At 35.1% G+C, this 19559-nt stretch carries 18 protein-coding genes; 1 reads left to right on the forward strand and 17 read right to left on the reverse strand.

The features are described from left to right. Positions 1 to 100 precede the first annotated feature (100 nt). The 4 genes from BZG01_RS19515 to corA form a co-directional block, all read right to left on the reverse strand. On the reverse strand, positions 101 to 469 hold the full coding sequence (locus tag BZG01_RS19515) for an HYC_CC_PP family protein (protein WP_101311521.1): 369 nt from the start codon (positions 467 to 469) through the stop codon (positions 101 to 103). A gap of 94 nt (positions 470 to 563) precedes the next feature. Further along, positions 564 to 1136, reverse strand: coding sequence for a helix-turn-helix domain-containing protein (locus tag BZG01_RS19520; protein WP_101311522.1), 573 nt, complete (start codon positions 1134 to 1136; stop codon positions 564 to 566). A 440-nt stretch (positions 1137 to 1576) separates the two neighbouring features. Beyond that, complete coding sequence (locus BZG01_RS19525; protein ID WP_101311523.1) at positions 1577 to 2476, reverse strand: restriction endonuclease; 900 nt, start codon at positions 2474 to 2476, stop codon at positions 1577 to 1579. Positions 2477 to 2605: 129 nt separating this feature from the next. Continuing rightward, positions 2606 to 3676, reverse strand: a complete 1071-nt coding sequence (gene corA / locus BZG01_RS19530; protein WP_101311524.1) for a magnesium/cobalt transporter CorA — start codon at positions 3674 to 3676, stop codon at positions 2606 to 2608. Between the two features lie 73 nt (positions 3677 to 3749). Here corA and BZG01_RS19535 point away from each other — a divergent pair, with 73 nt between their 5' ends. Beyond that, on the forward strand, positions 3750 to 4637 hold the full coding sequence (locus tag BZG01_RS19535) for a mechanosensitive ion channel family protein (RefSeq protein ID WP_101311525.1): 888 nt from the start codon (positions 3750 to 3752) through the stop codon (positions 4635 to 4637). A 92-nt stretch (positions 4638 to 4729) separates the two neighbouring features. Here BZG01_RS19535 and BZG01_RS19540 read toward each other — a convergent pair whose 3' ends face one another. The 13 genes from BZG01_RS19540 to BZG01_RS19605 form a co-directional block, all read right to left on the reverse strand. Beyond that, positions 4730 to 5689 (reverse strand): mechanosensitive ion channel family protein, encoded by a 960-nt coding sequence (locus BZG01_RS19540; protein WP_101311526.1) that lies wholly within the window; start codon positions 5687 to 5689, stop codon positions 4730 to 4732. A gap of 35 nt (positions 5690 to 5724) precedes the next feature. Next, entirely contained in the window at positions 5725 to 8631 is a 2907-nt protein-coding gene (locus tag BZG01_RS19545; RefSeq protein ID WP_101311527.1) for a hypothetical protein, read from the reverse strand. 586 nt (positions 8632 to 9217) lie between these two features. Continuing rightward, the gene (locus BZG01_RS19555; protein WP_101311529.1) at positions 9218 to 9637 is read right to left on the reverse strand and encodes a hypothetical protein; all 420 of its coding nucleotides are present in this window, start codon (positions 9635 to 9637) and stop codon (positions 9218 to 9220) included. Positions 9638 to 9801: 164 nt separating this feature from the next. Beyond that, positions 9802 to 10683, reverse strand: a complete 882-nt coding sequence (locus BZG01_RS19560; RefSeq protein ID WP_101311530.1) for a class I SAM-dependent methyltransferase — start codon at positions 10681 to 10683, stop codon at positions 9802 to 9804. A 25-nt stretch (positions 10684 to 10708) separates the two neighbouring features. Then, positions 10709 to 11056 carry an inorganic diphosphatase gene (locus tag BZG01_RS19565; protein WP_156196799.1) on the reverse strand — a complete coding sequence of 116 codons (348 nt, stop codon included), beginning with the start codon at positions 11054 to 11056 and terminating at the stop codon, positions 10709 to 10711. A gap of 19 nt (positions 11057 to 11075) precedes the next feature. Beyond that, positions 11076 to 11675, reverse strand: a complete 600-nt coding sequence (locus BZG01_RS19570; RefSeq protein WP_101311531.1) for an HAD family hydrolase — start codon at positions 11673 to 11675, stop codon at positions 11076 to 11078. 184 nt (positions 11676 to 11859) lie between these two features. Next, the gene (locus BZG01_RS19575; protein WP_101311532.1) at positions 11860 to 12669 is read right to left on the reverse strand and encodes a helix-turn-helix domain-containing protein; all 810 of its coding nucleotides are present in this window, start codon (positions 12667 to 12669) and stop codon (positions 11860 to 11862) included. A gap of 137 nt (positions 12670 to 12806) precedes the next feature. Continuing rightward, a complete protein-coding gene (locus BZG01_RS19580; protein ID WP_101311533.1) occupies positions 12807 to 13352 on the reverse strand; it encodes a cysteine hydrolase family protein in 546 nt (181 codons plus the stop codon). Positions 13353 to 13497: 145 nt separating this feature from the next. Then, positions 13498 to 13989: a DUF4405 domain-containing protein gene (locus BZG01_RS19585; RefSeq protein WP_101311534.1), complete on the reverse strand. Its 492-nt coding sequence runs from the start codon at positions 13987 to 13989 to the stop codon at positions 13498 to 13500. Continuing rightward, positions 13986 to 14588, reverse strand: a complete 603-nt coding sequence (locus BZG01_RS19590; RefSeq protein WP_101311535.1) for an NAD(P)H-dependent oxidoreductase — start codon at positions 14586 to 14588, stop codon at positions 13986 to 13988. The genes BZG01_RS19585 and BZG01_RS19590 overlap by 4 nt, the downstream gene beginning before the upstream one ends. 81 nt (positions 14589 to 14669) lie before the next feature. Further along, positions 14670 to 15230, reverse strand: a complete 561-nt coding sequence (locus tag BZG01_RS19595; protein ID WP_101311536.1) for a Crp/Fnr family transcriptional regulator — start codon at positions 15228 to 15230, stop codon at positions 14670 to 14672. Between the two features lie 459 nt (positions 15231 to 15689). After that, positions 15690 to 16496, reverse strand: coding sequence for a hypothetical protein (locus BZG01_RS19600; protein WP_101311537.1), 807 nt, complete (start codon positions 16494 to 16496; stop codon positions 15690 to 15692). Between the two features lie 458 nt (positions 16497 to 16954). Continuing rightward, the gene (locus BZG01_RS19605; RefSeq protein WP_101311538.1) at positions 16955 to 18895 is read right to left on the reverse strand and encodes a glycoside hydrolase family 97 protein; all 1941 of its coding nucleotides are present in this window, start codon (positions 18893 to 18895) and stop codon (positions 16955 to 16957) included. Positions 18896 to 19559 lie beyond the last annotated feature (664 nt).

The following is a 19559-nucleotide window of genomic DNA, read 5'->3' on the forward strand; positions in this document are numbered from 1 at the left end:
ACTATTCTATTATGATGTATTTTAAACTTTTAAATTTAAGAAGCATAAGAAACTGTAATGCACAGTATCTTCAACGCATCTTATAAAGATAAGTTACAAATCATAATCTATAATTCTGCAAACAGGAAAGTACCGTTTGAATTTTGGGGGGAGGAACAATATATTCTACGAAATTCTTCCTGACTTTTATAGGTGTTTCAACTTTAATTAACTCAATTAAAACCGGCAATACTACTTCCAATTGCTCGAAATCAAAAGTATAAGACGAAATTGAAAAATCATTTTCAATTTTTACGATAAAAACTTTATCGTGGCAACACCCTTGTGGAATTTCGCAGCAAGCTTTTGGTGCAGCTAAAAAAGACACATCTTTTACATGGCCTCCACAATAATGTATGGAGACAGTTATACCTGTTGTAACAACAAATATAACCAAGGCTAATAGTAAATGACTGAATTTCTTAAGCATTACAAATAATTTATACGACAAATATAACACCTATTTACAAAAAAGACGTGTACAATTTGTAAAAAGACGTGCACAATTTAGAAATAAAAGAGTTTTAGATCTCATTTATAGAATGTCTTCCTGCTTTTTTATTTTTTCCAAATTCGGTAGGTGTTAAGCCGGTAACCGACTTGAATTGTCTGGAAAAATGCTGACTGGAACTGTAATTTAACTGATAGGCAATTTCGCTGATACTCAATTCCTCGTAAAAAAGTAATTCTTTTGCTTTCTCTATTTTTTGAAGAATCAGGTACTTTTCGATTGTTTTACCTTCGAATTCGGAAAAAAGCTTGCTAAGTGAAGCATAACTATGCCCGATAGTCTTCTGTAAATGATCGGTTAAATTTCCTGCCTGAATGGCTTGTTCGTGATAATGAACGATTTTGATAATTTCACTTTTAACCTGCTCAATCAATTGCGATTTCTTGTCGTTTAAAAGTTCAAAACCTATTTCTTCCAAATCAAATTTCAGTTTTTGCGTTTCACCCTCCGTTAACGACCGGTCCAAAACCACTGTCCCCAAGTCTATTTCAATAAAATTAAGGTTCAACTTCTTAAGAACCATCTCCACTGCAGCTATGCATCTTGGACAGACCATGTTCTTTATATGAATGCGGTTTTGTTCCATTTTATAATTTTAATCCGACAAGCGAAACAAATAAACTACAAGCTATTCCTTTTTGCAAAGTCTTATTTCACAGCATGTTTCTGAAAAGCAAAATAAGAAAAACATTTAAGAAGGCATCTAAAACAAGAAAGGAAAATTAAAGGTTTCGAACCCCCTTTTTTATTTCAGCTACTCTTTATACATCTTATTGGTCTAAAAAAATAAAGAGCAGCAAAATGTATAAAAAGAAAATTACAAGAATCAGCACCCTTTTCCCAACGTGTCGGGATCGGCACCTTCCCTTAAAAAGGAAGGATTCATTTATTTAAGGTGTTTCTCCCTTTTTCAAGGGGAGATGTTCGAAGAACAGAGGGGTGTTTATATTTACAAACAAACTCTTTCGTGGTGAAGCGGATATTTGTATAAAGAGCAGCTATTTTCGAAGAAATCAATCTGAACCCCTATCCACAAACATGAGTAAGTTCATCTTTCAATGATTTTTGCCTCTTTTCGCTTAAGACAAACGAATCCAATAAATGAAAGTTTTCTTTTAGCTGCAAACAGGTAAGGATGTTTCGATCCATCAAATCCTGCTTTTCCGCTTTTGTAAGATTACTTAGTATCGTTACAGGATAAAGACGAAGCTCTTCAATGATTTCTTTCAGACCTCTGTTTTGCGGATAATCCCATCCTAACAGATGCAAACCACTGGAAGTGCCGTACTGTACTGAATCGGGTGAAAAACGGGTGTTTGTAACCACCCATCCCGTAAAGGAAAGATCTTTGTATTCGGGCATATCCTTTCTTTTTTCGATGATGTCGTTCACCCGGGAACGCACATACAAAGGCACCTGCACACTAACATGTTTTCCCTGATCTTTATGATATTTGCATTCAACCAAGTGCTGCTCCTTATTGCGGGTGGCAATTACATCCATTTCGTGGGTCACACAAACACCTTCAACCACCACTCCCACTTCAATCTCAAATTCTTGTTTTTTGAACAATTGCCCGATAAACTGCTCAAAAGGGTATCCTGTCGGGCCAAGCTCCATTATTGCTTTCTTTAAGCGGTAACGCATGGCCGAAGTGTTTTTTTCGCGGCGCAAAACTGAAAAGGCCCGCGAATAGATTTGTTTGGTAGTAACCCCATTAAAAATCCAATCTTCAATATTCACAAGAATTTTTTCTATTGCTGCTGTACTTGCCCCTGCATTTTGCAGCGAACGCTCTAACTTATCAATTGCAAAAAGCTCCTCATCACCCGAAGCTTTTTTCACAAAAATCAATTTACTATGAAAGGAATTTGCTTCCTTACTGTCATTATTTTCGATACTCTCGATCTGTTTTGAATTGGTCATCCTGGTCTTTCAATTTATTTGTTTCACAATGGGAATGGTAAAGCTAAAAAATAATGAATCACATTGTGGTTTTGTGAGGTTTATCTGTTTAAAGTATTTGAAGTTTGCGCATTAAATTCCTGCTGCTTATTACAACCATTTCTTTTTCCGGAAGTACCATATCATTCCGGCGGCAACCAAAATCATGATAACAAGTATGGCAAAGTAGCCGTATCTCCACTCCAGTTCGGGCATGTTCCTAAAATTCATACCATAAATACCGGCCAAAAATGTAAGCGGAATAAAAATAGTTGCTATTAAAGTCAGAAACTTCATGGTGTTATTTAGCTGATTATTCTGTTCGGACTCATACGTATCGCGAATGTTTGAGAGATAATCGCGCAGGTAATCCAACTGATCGATGATAAACAAAATATGATCCTGCGTATCCCGGAAAAACTTCACATTCTCATCTGCAAATAAAGCTGATTCACTTTGAATTAAAAGATCATAAGACTCCTTCAAAGGTAAAATGCTTCCCCGGGCCTTCATGATCTGCTTCTTAAAATCCTGAATTTTCCGCGGAACGAAATCCGAATCTTCCTTTCCGATGCAGTCTTCCAATTCAGTCAGCTGATCGTTCCAATTTTCAATAATGTGAAAATAGTTGTCCACAATTGTATCTGCTACAGCAAAAAACAAATAATCCACTCCTTTGGACCGTATTCTTCGTGTACTGTTCTCCAAACGGGTAAATAAAGAATCCAATACTTCATAGTTCGAATCCATAAAGGAGATTACATAATTTTCCCCTAAAATAAGATGAACCGGTACAGACTGAAACTTATATTCTCCCATCTTTGGGATCATCAATTTTAAGGAAAGAAAACTGTAGTGATCCAGATCCTCAAATTTAGGTCTCAAATGTGAATTAAGTACATCTTCCAAAGTCAGGTTATGAATGTCAAGCTGCTTGCCTAAATTCTCATAAGCCGGAATATCAATCCCTGAAAAATGTATCCAGGAAACCAAATCACCCTCTTTAAAATCATACGTAATCTGATCCAAATCAGTCGTATACTCTGATAGTTTAATTTCTTCAGAATTGTACTGCCTCAGCTGAACCGAAGCATGCTCAAGTTCACGGGTTCCAATATGCAGCAGAGTGCCCGGAGCCATTCCTGTTTTTACCGAAATACGACTTGTTTTTTTCTTTGTCATGACAAAATAGGTGTGATTAATTGTATCTTTAAATTAAACAAATCATTTACTGGTTAACAAATATATTACAACAATGATAGAAACATTTGAAGCTTTATTAAAAAACCTTGGTATTGGGTATAAATTACTTTTTATTCTTGTTACAATCATCTCTGGTTTTTTAATTTCCAAACTCATTCAATTTTTCATGAGCCGCATGCTGAAAAAAGCTTCGGATCTATTAAATGTTGATCCAACCAATTACAGTTTTCTTAAAAATGCGGTTAGTTTCCTCATTTTTACAATTGTTGTTATCATCGTTTTTTATTCGATTCCTGAATTGAAAAGTGTTGGTGTAAGTTTAATGGCCAGTGCCGGTATTTTGGCTGCGATTCTTGGATTTGCATCTCAACAGGCTTTTTCAAATATTATCAGCGGCATCTTCATTGTTATTTTTAAACCTTTTCGCGTTGGCGATTTTATTAAAATCGGGGAATTACACCTGGGTACTGTTGAAGATATTACTTTGCGCCATACCGTGATTAAAAATCCTGAAAACAGGAGAGTAATTATTCCCAACTCGGTTATTAGCTCCGAAACCATTTTAAATTCGTCAATTACCGATGCAAAAGTCTGCTCATTCATAGAAATAGGAATCAGTTACTCTTCCAATATCGACAAAGCAATTGAAATTATTCGGAATCAGGCTTTGAACCACCCCAATTTTTATGACAACAGAACAGAGGAAGAAAAAGAGGAAAATATCGATCAGGTAGTAGTTCGGGTGATTAATCTGGGTGATTCGAGTGTTACACTGAGAGCATATGTTTGGGCCGAAGATTCGGGCAAAGCTTTTGTGACGAAATGTGATTTACTGAAATCTATTAAAGAACAATTTGACAGAGACGGAATTGAGATTCCATTCCCGCATCAAACCGTATACCTTCGACAGGAGAAACCGTTAACAATCACTCAAATTTAAAATCTGATTTTTTGGCAGGAAGAATCAAGTGCGTAGAAACAGCATGAAATGCGGTTTTCCAGTGGCTTGATCCTTTCCACTTGTTCCCGATATTAAATAGAATTCGCCGAGCTAAGAATCTCACAATTCAGCAATTCTTTGATTACATTTTCGGTCAACTCACTTTTAAAGGCAAACTCAAACCGAATGTCCATCACATACGCTTTTAGCCGCATTTTGTAACAAAGTTTATCGTACTTGATATCGTTCACAAAAACAACAGCGATTGGCTTGGCCAAGTACACATAATTTGAGACCTTGGCAACTTCCATTGCTATTTTCCGAACCTGATGTGTATCGATGGTAATTGGCAGATAAATTTCGGCAACTACCTGACAGTTGGTTTCGCCCGAATTCGAATTGGAGATGGACTGATTCATCAGTTCGCCGTTGGGAAGGGTAACAATTGAATCGTCAGCTGTTTGAACCCGGGTAGATCGCAGAGACATATCCAAGACCTCACCATAGGTACTTCCAACTTCAATTTTATCACCAATTTTAAACGGCCTGTCGATAATGATCACAAAACCACCAAATATATTCTTTAAAATATCCTGAGCGGCAAAACCTACTGCAACACCCACCGATGCACCAAAAGCAATCAAGGATCCCAATGGAGGATTAAATATTCCCTTTACAATAATGTAAGCGATTACCATCCAGCAAATAATTTTTACTACCGGAACAATAGCCTTGCCTTTCACTCTTCTGTCCGGGCTTTTTTCAGACCAAATCTCGATGCTTCGGGTCAGAAAACGAACCATAAAATATCCGATGGCAATAAAAACCAATGCCCAAAATATCTTCGAAAAAGAAATGAGATTGGAAACATCAGGAGCATCAAATTTAGCTCCGATTGATTTAATTGTATTATCGGTTGATGAAACAACAGAATCTACTTTCACCAGCTCTGTTTTTGCAATAGAATCAGCAATCTGATTTTGCGGCAGTAAAGTTTGAGTGCCTGTAAAAAAGCTCCCGGTAACGAGAAGTATGCTTATAATTTTCTTCATTTTATTCTGCAGTTATTTTCTATTCTTAAATGCCTTTAGTGTATGTAGTTCAAAACAGCCAAATGATCTGAAATCTGCCTGTAAAGCAATGGGTTTATAAAATACACCTCATTTCTTTTAATTAAAATTCCATCGTCGGCAAGCACCATTAAATGAGCAAAACTTTCCTCCTTTTGCCAGGCAAAAACAGCAGCATGCTCCTCGAGTAAAAGCCCCCCTTGAAGAACCAATGCATGCAAAGTGGTAATTTGAGAGGTGCTAAGCGTGTTGAAAAAAGAATACTCCAGATGTTTGTACTGCAAATGAAAAATATTATCCTCAACACTTACAATCGATCTCATCCAGAAAATAAGTGCCAGGGAAAGATTGTTCTGTGCAAATTTGTACAGCCGGTTAAAGTAATCCTGCTCTAAATACGTCTGTTTATCAGCCTCCGACATTCTCTTATACGATCGTTTTGGGTGAAATTCTTTCGGTGGCAAAAAGTTAAGCTTAAAGCCGCTAAACTTATGCCGTTTAATAATAATTTCGGTTAACTGTTCTTTGTTCAAACTATCCAGATTCACCACATATCCAAAATAACCGCTCATTTTTAAGGTGTAATTAAGATACTTGTATGTATAAAGCAAGCAAGTACTCAACCAAAAAATCTGGGAATTGGTTTGTGATATCAGTCTAAAAAACTCCGATAGATTTTTAAAGCCATAAAGCTTGCGCAGAAATAACTGATGCACATTCTCTATTACAACTATTCTTCGCCCCTTCAAATTCTGAATTTCCTCAATCAATCCGTCCACCGAATTGAATTCCAAATCAGCAAAAACAGTTTGTAAAAACAGAATAAAATCTTCTTCACTGCTGATTTTACGATCCAGGTCGAATCTGTAAAAAGCGTACTGATGTCCAAATTTCTCCTTAAAAACACTTACCATAGAAGTGATTCCACTCCCCGCCTCTCCTACCAGACAAGTGGGTGCAAACTTCCCGTTTGTCCAGTTACTGTAGGCAATTTCGAGCTGCTGAATCACCTTAGGCCGCTCAATTCGAAATTTGGCATTTGCAATGGGCGCAATTCTAAACAGTCGCTGATACATCAAAGGCAGGCGGGCAATGGAAATTTCTGTTTCCGATAGGTAATTGGATAATTCGCTGCCAATGGTTTCCTTTTTTTCCGACAAACCCAAAACTTCGCGGTAGGCCGTATATTTTAACCGCCCCTGCTTAATTACATCAAGAATTTGGGCCTGCGATTTGCTGAATTTTTCTTTGAAAAAGGCCAGGCTGTTGCTCAGAACATTTTTAGCATCCCGAATTCTTTTTTTCCGAATCATCTCCGTCTGTTTCTGATCCAGATTATCAAGAGTGGTTGCTGTTGTTATTTCAGATATGAAATTGGTATTAATTCTATCGATTTGTTCCAGCACATCTGTTGACAGCCGTGTATTGTACTGCTTATTTTCTTTTGCTTTCTGCACTGCGCGTTCAATACCTTCTCCAAATTCAGAAAGCTGATTGCTTCCATTCTCAAGATCACCGGCATTGTAGTATTCCAAGGCATATTCCACAATGCCTGCCAATTCGCTTGTGTTTGCTATGGACTGATGAATGCCGTTTGCCAATGTGTTTTTTTGAATTGTAAGAGGACTATCGATCGATTCCCCAATGCAGCCAACTACAATATTATTCACATTGGTTTCCCTCAATTTTATTGAGCCTAAATTTTTATGCCAGCCCTTTTTATAGGGTAATAAATAGCTTGACGGTATGTTTTCAAACTCTTTGGAGCATTCCGATTGCAGGAGATCAAAATACGGAGCAAAATCCGTTTCCATTAATTTCTCAATATAAGCTGGAATTCTCCCGGCCAGCAATTGTTTTGTCAGTAAATTATCTTCAACATCCTGCAAGTCGCTTTCGTTCTTAATTTTTTTAAGAGCCGCTTCCAAAACACTCACAAAAAAAGAATCCTCGCCAAGTAAAACCTCTTCCAAAGTGCTTTCTAACTTTGCTTCGTGTTGATTGAAAATATTTGTAACAGATAAATTTGAAAAACGAATTTCGTAAACCAGCCGCCAATGCTCAAACAAAGCAAATACACGGCTGTTGTAATTCGTAAATAATTTCTCCTGTTTTTTTAGACAAGCATCTGCTTTTTTCGTCAGTTTCCCCGATTGAATTTTGCCGGCCGGAAACTCAATAGTTCCTGTTTTTGAATGCAATTCGGCATACTGCAAATCCAGATCCTCTTTTAACCCCTTAAATTTCAGCTCAATTTCAATTTGTTTGGTATCAATCTGTTTGCGTAGTTCTGTTAACTGCAGAGCAAAATCATTTTCAATCCATTTGCTGTTTGCAAGCAGGTTGTTTTCAATTTGCTGATCAATTGACTTGATACTTTGAAAAATATCCTGCCGGAATGAAAGTGCATCCTCAACAATCGTATTCACATCCTCTAAAAAGCGCACAAAATAAATCAGTTCGGCCAATTGCCTGCGATGAATTTTGTGTTTCCGGTAGTTTTTAGGAATTGGTTCCTTTTTAAATAAGGATCGGAATTGATTTCTGACACCCAGCAATCCCCAATTCATCTTAAGAAAAAACAACTTCCCCAGTTTTCTTGTTTTCAAAAAAATGCCATCCGAAGGCAAAGCATAAAACCGGTCCTTATCCTGAAATTCTTCAACCAGCTCTTCAAAACCGGAAATGTATTCTTTAATCTCTGCAAACTGATCGAAAAACTCCGAAACGTCAAACTTATTTAAATCCTGAAAATATTCGTGAACGTATTTCTTAAATTCTTCGCTGAATTTTCGGTAATCGGAATAAGTATCAGAAACAGCCTGGTTTTGCTCAATTGAACCAAGCGTTTTCTGTAGAGTAGATATCATGTTCTCTGTTGGTTGAAGAGAACTTAGTAATTTTGATGAATATTTAGTGTACATGGCTTATGTGGTCAGTAATTACAATTATTCAAATTACGAAAAATACCCGATATGCCAACATCAGTATATATTAGGGAATTTACCTGCCGGTTTTTAAGCACAAACCTGCCCCGGGCGAAAAGAACTTCTTTTTCCACATCTTTTTGCTTGGTGGACTTATTTCCCTGAGAAATACGACGACTTTTTGTTTGGATGACCTTTTTGCCACGCATATAAGCCATCTTTTTGATTGGACACCCCTTCTGAAACTCATACGAGACTTTTTTTTATCTGGACGACCAATCTGAAACTCATACGAGCCATCTTTTTGTCTGGACGACCAATCTGAAACTCATACAAGCCAACTTTTTGTCTGGACGACCAATCTGAAACTCATACGAGTCAACTTTTTGTCTGGACAACAAATCTGAAACTCATACGAGCCAACTTTTTGTCTGGACAACCCATCTGAAACTCATACGAGTCAACTTTTTGTTTGGACAAAAAAAAAGGCCGGGCTGGGAGCCTGACCGTTCTCTTTTATTCTGATACTTTCTTGAAACCTCTTTTTCGGTTTTGTTCACCTTTTGCAATTACAAAAATCCATTTAAATTTTTGCAAAATTAAATTTATAGATTGCCTGTTCCTTATAGCCACTTCTGCTAACAGTTAAAACAATGCGTGTTACTCCATCAGTGGAGGTATTTGAATCAACATTAACAGATACGCCTGAACAAGAACTTTTTGCTGAAACAAAAGGCGTATCTTTTGTAGTTGACAGTACTGAATATTCTATTACACAGTGTTTGGTGGATTCTGTGATTTGGCTTCCTGCAACAGTAATATTCTTGGAGTCTTCTAATTTTAACAGCAGATTGTCATCAATGCTGTATTCAATGTTATTTACACTTATGCTTGTGATTCCAAGCACACTGAAATCAGCTTTTGAAATTTCATTGTCATCTTTATCACACGAGCAAATGGCAATTGTAACAAAAAGCAATACCAAATATTTTAAAGTCTTCATTATTGAATGTTTTATGTAAAAAATAAAGTCTGCAAATTTAAAAAAAATCAGCAATACATAATTAAGTTTGATGTCCTATTTTACTTTTCAGGGGGAACCGTAAATTGTTATTCAATTCCCGGGTTTTCAATTTCGTCTGCGGTTGATGGTATGGTGCCGCTCTCTTATTCTAATCGTGTTATTTTTGTTGTTTTAAAATCATATTCACCAATTTCTCTTTTATCAATCCTGAATTGTCTGGAATCAAGATATTGCTCAATAAACGGCAAGTCGGGCGCATAATAAAAGGCACCTCCAATTTTAAGCGATTTTAATATTTCCATATATTTTTTTGCATACTCAATATAGTTTCCATCTTCTCTTAAATTATGGTGCTTAAAATGATTGGAAAATCCCAGATTACTGATTATTGCTCCCCACTTTTCTATTCCATAATCGTATTCCAGCCAATCAAAATTGAAAAGATTATTACTTGTGAAAGAAAACCGGTCGATACCATATGTGTCAATGCCCTTCTCACATAAGTAATTGACTAAATTTCCTTGTTTTCCACAACCTATATCTAAAACCGGCTCTTTTAATTGTGTCGTTTCAATTTGCAGAATCTCAATTTGCAAACCGGGACTGTATTCTGAGCAGACAACAGGTTCAACTTTTGAACCGGAATTCAAATAAATTTTTTCGGCAAATGAATTGCTGTTCTTAATCCAGTCTTTTAGCCTTTTGTAATGATTCTTTGAAATGCTTTCTGCAGAAATCATTCCAGTACGGATATCAGCAAATAAACAGGTATAAATATTTCTCAGCTCATTTTTTGATTTTGTATCAAATGAATAGTATTGGTTTACCCTACAAAACTCTTCAATGGCTTTATCAGCAGCATAATCGACTAAAAACTTTTCGGAATCACTGTTTAATTCATTTATGTTCGAAATTGCATTAATTGTTTCGTTAATAAAGCGAAACATTTCAGGCTTATCAAGGAAAATATTTTTCCCTTGATTAAATTCTATCTGCTTATCGATACTTTGTATAAATTTATCCATTTAGTACGGGGCTTGTTTTATTCCGTCAAGAATTGTTATCATGATTTATAAAAATCGCTTTCATGTAGTCTGAATTATTTAGAAAGTAAAGCACAACTTCGATTTCTTTTTCACTACATCCGTAAATAATTTTTATCTCAGAGTCATTTTTAATTCTATCAGCAATGCAAATTATTCCATTTATCTTTTTCTCCTTTTCTTCACCAATAAATATATCAATACCTCCTCCATCCATTGATTTAGTATTTGCAATAAACCCATAATCAACCGGATAAATCATGTTCTCATATTTAGGGTGAGTTGTTCCCTTTTTTCTATCTATTACCAGCTTGTTTGATTTAATAAATTCATCAAGAATATCCCAATAGGTCATATTTATTTCAATTATCAATTTACAATCCCAAACGTTCAAGTTCATCTTTCAAATTTACTTCCTTTAGCAGAGGTATTGTTTTAAAACCAAGCCTGTTTGCAGCATTAATATTCTCCTGATTGTCATCAATAAATAATGATTCATTCGCTGTTAATCCATATCGGGTAAGTAACAATTGATATATCCGTGCATCAGGTTTTATAATTTTCTCTGTTCCTGAAACTACTATACCTTCTAATTCCTTGAAAAAAGGATATTGATCAAATACTATTGGAAATGTTTCAGCCGACCAATTTGTGAGTCCAAATAAGCGATATTTATCTTTCAAATCCTTTATTAAAGCTGCATTTTCTTCGATTGCTCCTCCAACCATTTTTACCCAATCAGAATAATAATTCCTAATCTCTTTTTCGTATTGAGGGATTTCTTTTACTAATTCTTCAGTTGCTTCATTTAGTGGGCGACCTGCATCTTGTCTGATATTCCATTCGGTACTGCAAACGTCCTTTAAAAAGTATTCCATTTCTGCTTCATCCTGAAATACATTGCGATAAAGGTATCTCGGATTCCAATCAATCAGTACACCTCCAAAATCAAATATTATGTTTTTTATTTTCATATGATTATTATTTTATGTTTTTGCCATATAGCCTGTCCCGAACTTGTTTCGGGAGAACACCCAAATTACACTCATTCTCCTTTGTGCAACACTTTTTGCATGGTCGTTTTATACTGTTGTAAATTGCAATTACAGCACAAAGGTAAGGGGTAGTAAATTTAAGAAATTGTATATTTTAAGCAGGTTAAAATAATTTAAAATTATAATTAATGATTTTGCTTTCCTTATCAGCCAATTTTATTAATGCCTGATAAGCTGACGGTGTTTGGTTTACGAACATTTTAAATTCACGAATGAAGTGTGCCTGGTCGAAATATCCTGAATTTGATCCTATCGAGGTCAGATTATCCTTACTGTCGATCAAACTGCAAAGCGATTTGCGAAATTTAATCAGTCTCTCAAATTTCTTAGGAGTGATTCCAACAATTTGGGTAAAATTTCTGTTAAGCGCTGTATAATTTGTTCCTGTTCTTTTGCAATAATCTTCAATAGAACATGTCTCATCATTCCACCTGAATTGTTTGTAAAAATCCATTATTTGAAAAACTGCAGCATGTGATTTTTCGCAATGTAAATCACTTAACAGTTCGTAAAGCTTGTCAATTAATACAGTGTTCGAATCGCTGACAGAACAATTAAGAATGTCCTTTATTCCTTTTGTTTCAGGCGGGTAATAAATTGAATGATCAATTAGCTTTTTTCCTTGAATTTGAATAAAAGGATATAAACCAAAGGCAAAAAATCTTACTCCAATTATTTTAGTGCCGGCGGGATAAACTAATACTGTGTTTTTGGTAGAAATGCCTTCTATTTGCGGGGCTTCAATTAACATTTCATCTCGTTTGTATGCAGAATGATTCAGTGTAAAAATTAAGTTAACGTACTGATTTGGAGGGATCATTAATTCTACTTCTGTTTCCTTATTCTCTGCAACCCAAATTCTTTCAATCAAATCTGGAAATAGTTCAGCTTTGTATGTTTTTATAGTAAGCAATTCGTTTTTTTATTTACAAACAAGCTGTTGCATGGTGGTGCTTTGCTAATTTTCTAAAAGACATTTCAATTCATCACCCGTTATAGATGGAATAAACTCAGTTGCATGTCTGCGATACGATAAACATAGTCACCCAATTATTGATTTAAATACTCTTCTGTGGTTTGCACTGTTGAGTAAAAATAATTTAATGCTGATAAAAAACTATTCTGAACTTCATTGGCTTCAACAACTTTTCCATTGTATTCTAAATCTTTTGTTGCACAAGCATCACCAATAACAGAAATAGTAAATCCAAAATCTTTTGCCGCTCTTGTTGTTGCATCAACGCACATATGGGTCATCATACCGCATATTACCAAATCAGTTGTTTGTGTTTCTTCAAGATATTCCATCAGGTCTGTTTCTCTGAAACTATTTGGATAATGTTTAACTACTATCTTCTCACTTTTTAAAGGACTGATTGTCTGATGAATTTCTGCTCCTTTTGTATTTGGTAAAAAGAATGATGCATCAGGCCGTGTTGCAATGTGCTGAATAAAAATTACGGGTAATGCCTCTGCTCTAAACTTGTCTAAAAGAAGTTTTGCTTTCCGGCAGGCTTTATCCGAATGAACAAGAGTCATTGTTCCATTTTCAAAATAATCATTCTGAATATCTATTATAATCAGTGCTTTTTTCATTTTTATCCATTTCAATTTTAAATACTATGTGTCTGAGTGTTGCATGGCACTTTCCTGTCAGATTACAGAAAAGTTGAAGCGGCAACAAATCTTGAATTTACTACTTAACCGGCTCTTTCTTACCTTAGCCATTTGTGTACTCTGTTTATTTTTTCAATTTATCAAAGGTAGTTATAAACCATCTAATCCTGCTTGAAATATGCAATGCAAGATATACCAATAAAATTAACGCAATTTTGTCGTGAATTTCGATAAAGGTATTAAGTATAGATTCATCTCCTCCTGTTAATTTTATGAGCCAAGGCAAGAAACCCGTTAATGCAACGAGAAGAAAGAGAATTGAAAGAGTTAATACATGTCTGTTTTTAGCAATCAGATTCTTCGTAACAACAGCTTTAAACCATCGCCAATGCAAATTGATATGATAAACCAGAAAAAAGGAAAAAATAATGACAGAAATTTTATGAATTATTAACCATTCAGAATGACTTAAACCCCAAACAGATTTAATAATATCTATTCCGTCATGATTCCCTATGTGATATTTAATCTGTATCAATAAACCGGAAAATACCATAATCAATCCCAAAAGCAGTAACCCAAGATTTATTTTTAAGCTAAGAGATGGACTTTTCATTTGAATAATTCCTCCTTATTGAATGTTTTTTCAATCTTGGTAAGCCACATCTTACGTTTTTCGTCAGATGCTTGTTTTACCATAGTAAAGCTAATCCATTTCCTGTTTTTATAACCTAACTTCCAAAATGTTCCTCTGATTACGGCTTTTTGTATAGCATTGCCAAAAATAATCCGATACAAAATACTTGGTGTGTTCATGGTAGTAATCACTGTTACTCCCTTTATATTTGTCAATAGAGGTTTCATTTTTGTGTTGCTGCCATCTACATAATCATAAGCGACTCCCGGAAAAATAACTTTATCTATAAACCCTTTCATTAAGGCAGGCATAAGCTCCCACCAAATAGGGAAGATAAAAACAACATGGTCTGCTTTTTCGAGTCTGTTTTTATACTCAATAACTTTGGGGTCTACTGGTTGTTTGTCTCTAAATGCTTTTAGGTCTTGAGAAGTCATTACGGGATTAAAGCCCTCTTTGTCAAGATTAATAATATCTATGTCATGGTTTGCTTGTTGAAGTCCGCCTGTTACTGAATTTAAGATTGCGTTACAATAACTTCCTTCGTAAGGATGATTAAATACAATTACTACTTTCATAATTATGCTGTTTAATGTTTAAAATTTACAACACAAAAGTCAGTAATCAAAAACGACCTAACGATAACAATTGTTAAGAAATCAATATGGCTTTCTATTTCTAATCCTGCTAAGCGAAATTGGAGTTATGCCTAAAAAAGAGGCGATATAATGCTGAGGAATTCGTTTAATTATTTCAGGATGGTTATTAATTAAATCCATATATCGCTCCTTGGGAGTATCTTTTATCCTGGAAAGAAAAAGCAGTCCATAATTACTAAAACGTTGGAAAATAAAGTCATGAAATTGATCTTTAAATTCTGGATAGATTTTGAAAAGTTCTGAAAAGTCCTCTTTCCCAATTGAAATAATAGTTGAAGGTTCTATGCTCTCAATTGTAAACAGGCTTGGTTTGTTGCTCATGAAACTGTCAATTGAAGCAACAGGCTGCCCTTCCAAAAAGAATTGAAAAGTAATGTCTTTTCCATCTTTATTAAACCACTCACGCAAACACCCTTTCTTTATAAAATAAATATTTTTTGCAGGCTCTCCCTCTCTTAATAAGATCGTTTTAGAATCAATTTCTCTTTCAATGAAAGCCTCATGAAACCTTGCCCAATTCTTTTTATCTTCTTTTATTGTATTAATCAATTTGTCAAACATTATCAGGACTGTTAGAAGTTTATTAGCATAACATACAACGCCAGTCTGTCTAAAAACGAATCAAACTGCTCAATTAAGTTTTAAATATAGCGGCTTTAAGGATGCATAAAAACTGAAAACGATTTTATTTAGAAATAGAATTGAAGTTCTTATTTGGAGCACTTTTATCTCTAACGACACCTTAGTTCAAGAGTGCTGATAATCTTAAAAAACTGCTGAAATTCGCGACAAAAAAGACTGAGATAATGCTTAGTCCACCACTTGTTTTTCCATTGCAATGAACCCATTTGGCTCATTTAAGTTGTTTTTAAGTCTTAACAAATTTAAAGTTTCTGGATTTTAACCTAAAAAAGGAAGCTTTAAAAGCTCGCTAATCAGCAAACTTTTAAAGCTTTCATCTTATTTTTTTAGAAATAGTAATCGGTTGTGCAAGGGGTACTGTCTTCAGCCATTGCTGTTTTATTCAAAATCAATGTTCCAATTATTTCTCAACGACTGCAATTTAGGAACAATACAAGACTTCTCCTCATTTTCAACAGACACGAAAACCGGAACAAAATCGCCGTTCTTTTTATCACTCATAATCGAATAGTCAGTTGTAAATGATTCTCCAATTATTTTATTTCCACTTCTTGTTTCATATTCATAATGCACAATAATTCCTTGTCCAAAATTAAAAACAGGAAGTCCGGATTTTAGCATCATCGAAACTATCTTTCCTTTTGATACTTTTCCGAATTTGTAAAGTTTAAGTTCCTTTTTCAAGTATAAGATTGAATAGATTAAAAAAGGCAATCCAATAATCAGAAACGGGATTGGTATGATTAAAAAGAACCAAATTGAAAATCCATATGGTTTTAGGTCTTTTACTATTGAATTTCCATTGAGTTCTTTGATTTCAATATCATCTCCGATTTCTAAATTTTCTATTTTTCTTTCTTCCAGAACTTTATATTTAGATTCAATTTCTTTTCCATTCTCTGAATATTTGTATGAAATTATTGTTGGGTGAACTCCGTTAATCGTCACATTGTATTGAGTTTCAATGTCCGTTATTTCAGCAGTAGTTTCTTTTCCCTGCGAATTTATCAATTCATAATCAATTTCCGGCGCGTCGTTTCCAAATGACGAAAACACTATCGATAAAACAATAACAAGGAATATTGGAATTAGAGCAAAAAGAAAGCCAAAAAGCATTGGAATCGGTTTCTTTTTCAGGATATTAAGTATGGTTGAGAATTTAATTTTTCTAGGCATATTGTTCATTCGTTCGTTTTTCTAATAGTGGTTAACTTCTAAATAAAGCCATGGGCTCTATTTCGTTTGCATTTATAGTAAAAGTGTATTTAGCAACCCATATCCGGCAGTAATAAACACTTATGATATTCAGTCCGCGAATCTACGAAACTAACATCGCTTAACAAAAAAATAATAAAGAAATAAAAGACAAGAAGGAATAAAAAAAACAGACCAAGCCAGAGCCCCAATTATTGTATGCACTGAGAGCCTCACTTACAATGAGGCTCTCAGATTTAAAATATAACAATCAGGACTATATTGCTTTTATCGAAACAGATTTCCTGTGAGGGGGAAATTGCTATAACTCTGACAGATTTTCGACACTTTCAGGATTTTGCAATTGGTAAGTATTACAGAAAAACAGTCCGAATAAATGTAAATATACTGACCTTTCAAGCTTATTCTATCATAATGTAAGCTTACCCTTAATTGGTAAGAATAATCCCTCCTTTAGCTTGAATGGTCAATTGAATTTTCCCGTTTTTTTTAATACTAATGTTGTCTTTAAACGGAACAAAATCTTTATTGTCGCCATATCTTGTAATCAATTTTCCGGCCAACATGGGAAGCTTAACCTCTATATTCAACGGTTCATGCTCAGCATTTACACCAACTACATACCATTTGGAAGCATGACGACGAGCCAAAATGCAATATTTTCCCGGATAGCCGTCGATAAATACTGTTTCATCCCAGGTTGTTGGCACCTCTTTCATAAATTCAATTTCGAATGCAGGAACATCGGTAAGGTTATTGGGCGCAATGGCAAACATCTGAACCGGGTTTTGGTACAGAACAGCTGTTGCCAATTGAAAAACATCCGAGGTGCGACGAATGTTGCCCCCATCGTTATTTCTGTTGTGCCGTTTATTAAGCAAAACAGGGCCAAATTCCATCGATCCCACTGCATTACGAATAAAGGGATGTAAGCAGGCATTATAGGCTTCCATATCATTGGCATGTTGTTGAAAAATAAGGTTTTCAGAAGCCAGTACGGCTTCACTGCCCACAAAATTCGGATACATCCGCTCCCATCCCCGGGGAAGGGTGGTTCCATGAAAAACAATCATCAATCCATAATCGTTGGCATCAGAAAGGATGTCTTCGTACAGCTTCATGCTTTCTTGTTTATCCCCTCCAAAAAAGTCAATTTTCAATCCCTTTACACCCAGACTTTGCAGCCATTTCATTTCTTTCTTACGAATAATCGTATTATTCATTTTGTTTTTGGGTCCTTGCGGAGCATCATTCCAATAACCATTGGAGTTGTACCATAAAAAAACATCCACTCCTTTCGACTGCGCATATTTAATTAAAGAAGGCATCCGATCGTAACCAACTTGTGTGTCCCACATCGCATCCATCAAAATGTATTCATACCCCATCTCGGCAGCCAAATCGATATAGGTTACCTGATCATCGTAATTCATACTTTCATCCTGCCACATAATCCAGCTCCAGGTAGAACGTCCGTATTTATATTCCTGCAATGGTTCATACAAAGGTTCAACAACATCAAAAGAGATGGTTGTTTCAACAATCTGTTTCAGATCATCACTTACAGTGATTGTTCTCCATGGAGTAAAATTCGGTAATGAAAATGCCGGCGCGGCACTTCCGATACCATTATTTTCACCTAAATCCGGAAAACGAATAGAATATAAACCATCGGAAGTTCCTTCACTTAAATGCGAGGCACAATACGAGCTACTTACTCCTGTTTCCGAAACCAATACCCAGCCATCACTACCAATGTGAAAAAGCGACGGAAAAGTATAACCTTGTCCGTATTTTGAAGATGTTCCCATGGGTTCATCAGGAATATATTCTTCTTCGTAACTAGGTTTGGTTCTTTCCCATCCAATCATTGGAGTAGCCTGTGGGGTAAGGAAAGTGGTTGTTTTATTTGGGAAATTAAATCCGGTAACTTCTTTTTCAACAACACAACTTTTACTATTTCCGTATTGAGGCAACTGATAACGGAATGCAATATCATTGTTGCTTACACGGAAAATAATTTCAATTTTTTGTCCCTTTTTATTCGATAAAGCCACTGTTAGTTCGTTTGCCTGATAAATCACAGTCGATTTTTTTATTCGATCCTGAGTATATTTTTTGTCAATTTTCCCATAATCTGATGCCATTAACTCCATTTCCTGACTGAAATCTCCAACATTAGTGATTAATCCAAGCGGTGAATCATCCAGCATTAAAATACCATTGTAATTTACTGTATAAACAGGCTTACCGTCTTTTACCAAAACAGATACACCTAGTTTGCCATCGGGGCTGATTGCCTTATATTCCTGAGAAAACAAGGAAATTGACAACAACATTAAAACATAAACAATAATGTACTTTTTCATAAAAAATATAATTAAAATTTTAAGGTAACGGAATAGAAGCCATTTTATAAACGCGAATTCAAAAACCGCTTCAAAATTAAATAGTAAGCCATCGATGTACTGCTATCTTTTTAGCTTTGCGCATCACAGTAAAAGTGCTTTGTACTTTTATTTTTTAAAAATACTAAACATTATTTAGAAGATTGATCTTGACTTCTCAGAATGGTTCCAAATAAAGGATAAAAAAAGAAATGCTAAAACTCTGACAGGTCTTCGACACTGTCAGGATTTGGCAATTATTCTGCACAACAGAACAGTACAGGTGCTCTCACTTACAATGAAACCCTTAGATTTTAAAACTGAAATTTGAGCCTTGGATATATTGTTTTTATCGAACCGGATTTTCCTGGGGGGGTAATTACTAAAACTCTGACAGATACTGTGGTAAAATCCAAATTAAATTAATAATTATTTCCTAAATTTATGATATGAAAGAAAACTTCAAATGATTATTCATTTAAGTTTATCTAGCGGCGGAGTATAGCTCCGCCTTTTTTATGACTCTTTATTACTCTAAGCTTTCACAGTGGATAAATTCCTATCATTATAGTTTATAATATAGGCTTCGTTTTTTTTCCATAGAGTATAGATTAGAATTAATAGCTTTCGCATAACTGCAATTAGA

Source organism: Labilibaculum manganireducens, from assembly GCF_002843385.1.
Lineage (GTDB): Bacteria > Bacteroidota > Bacteroidia > Bacteroidales > Marinifilaceae > Labilibaculum > Labilibaculum manganireducens.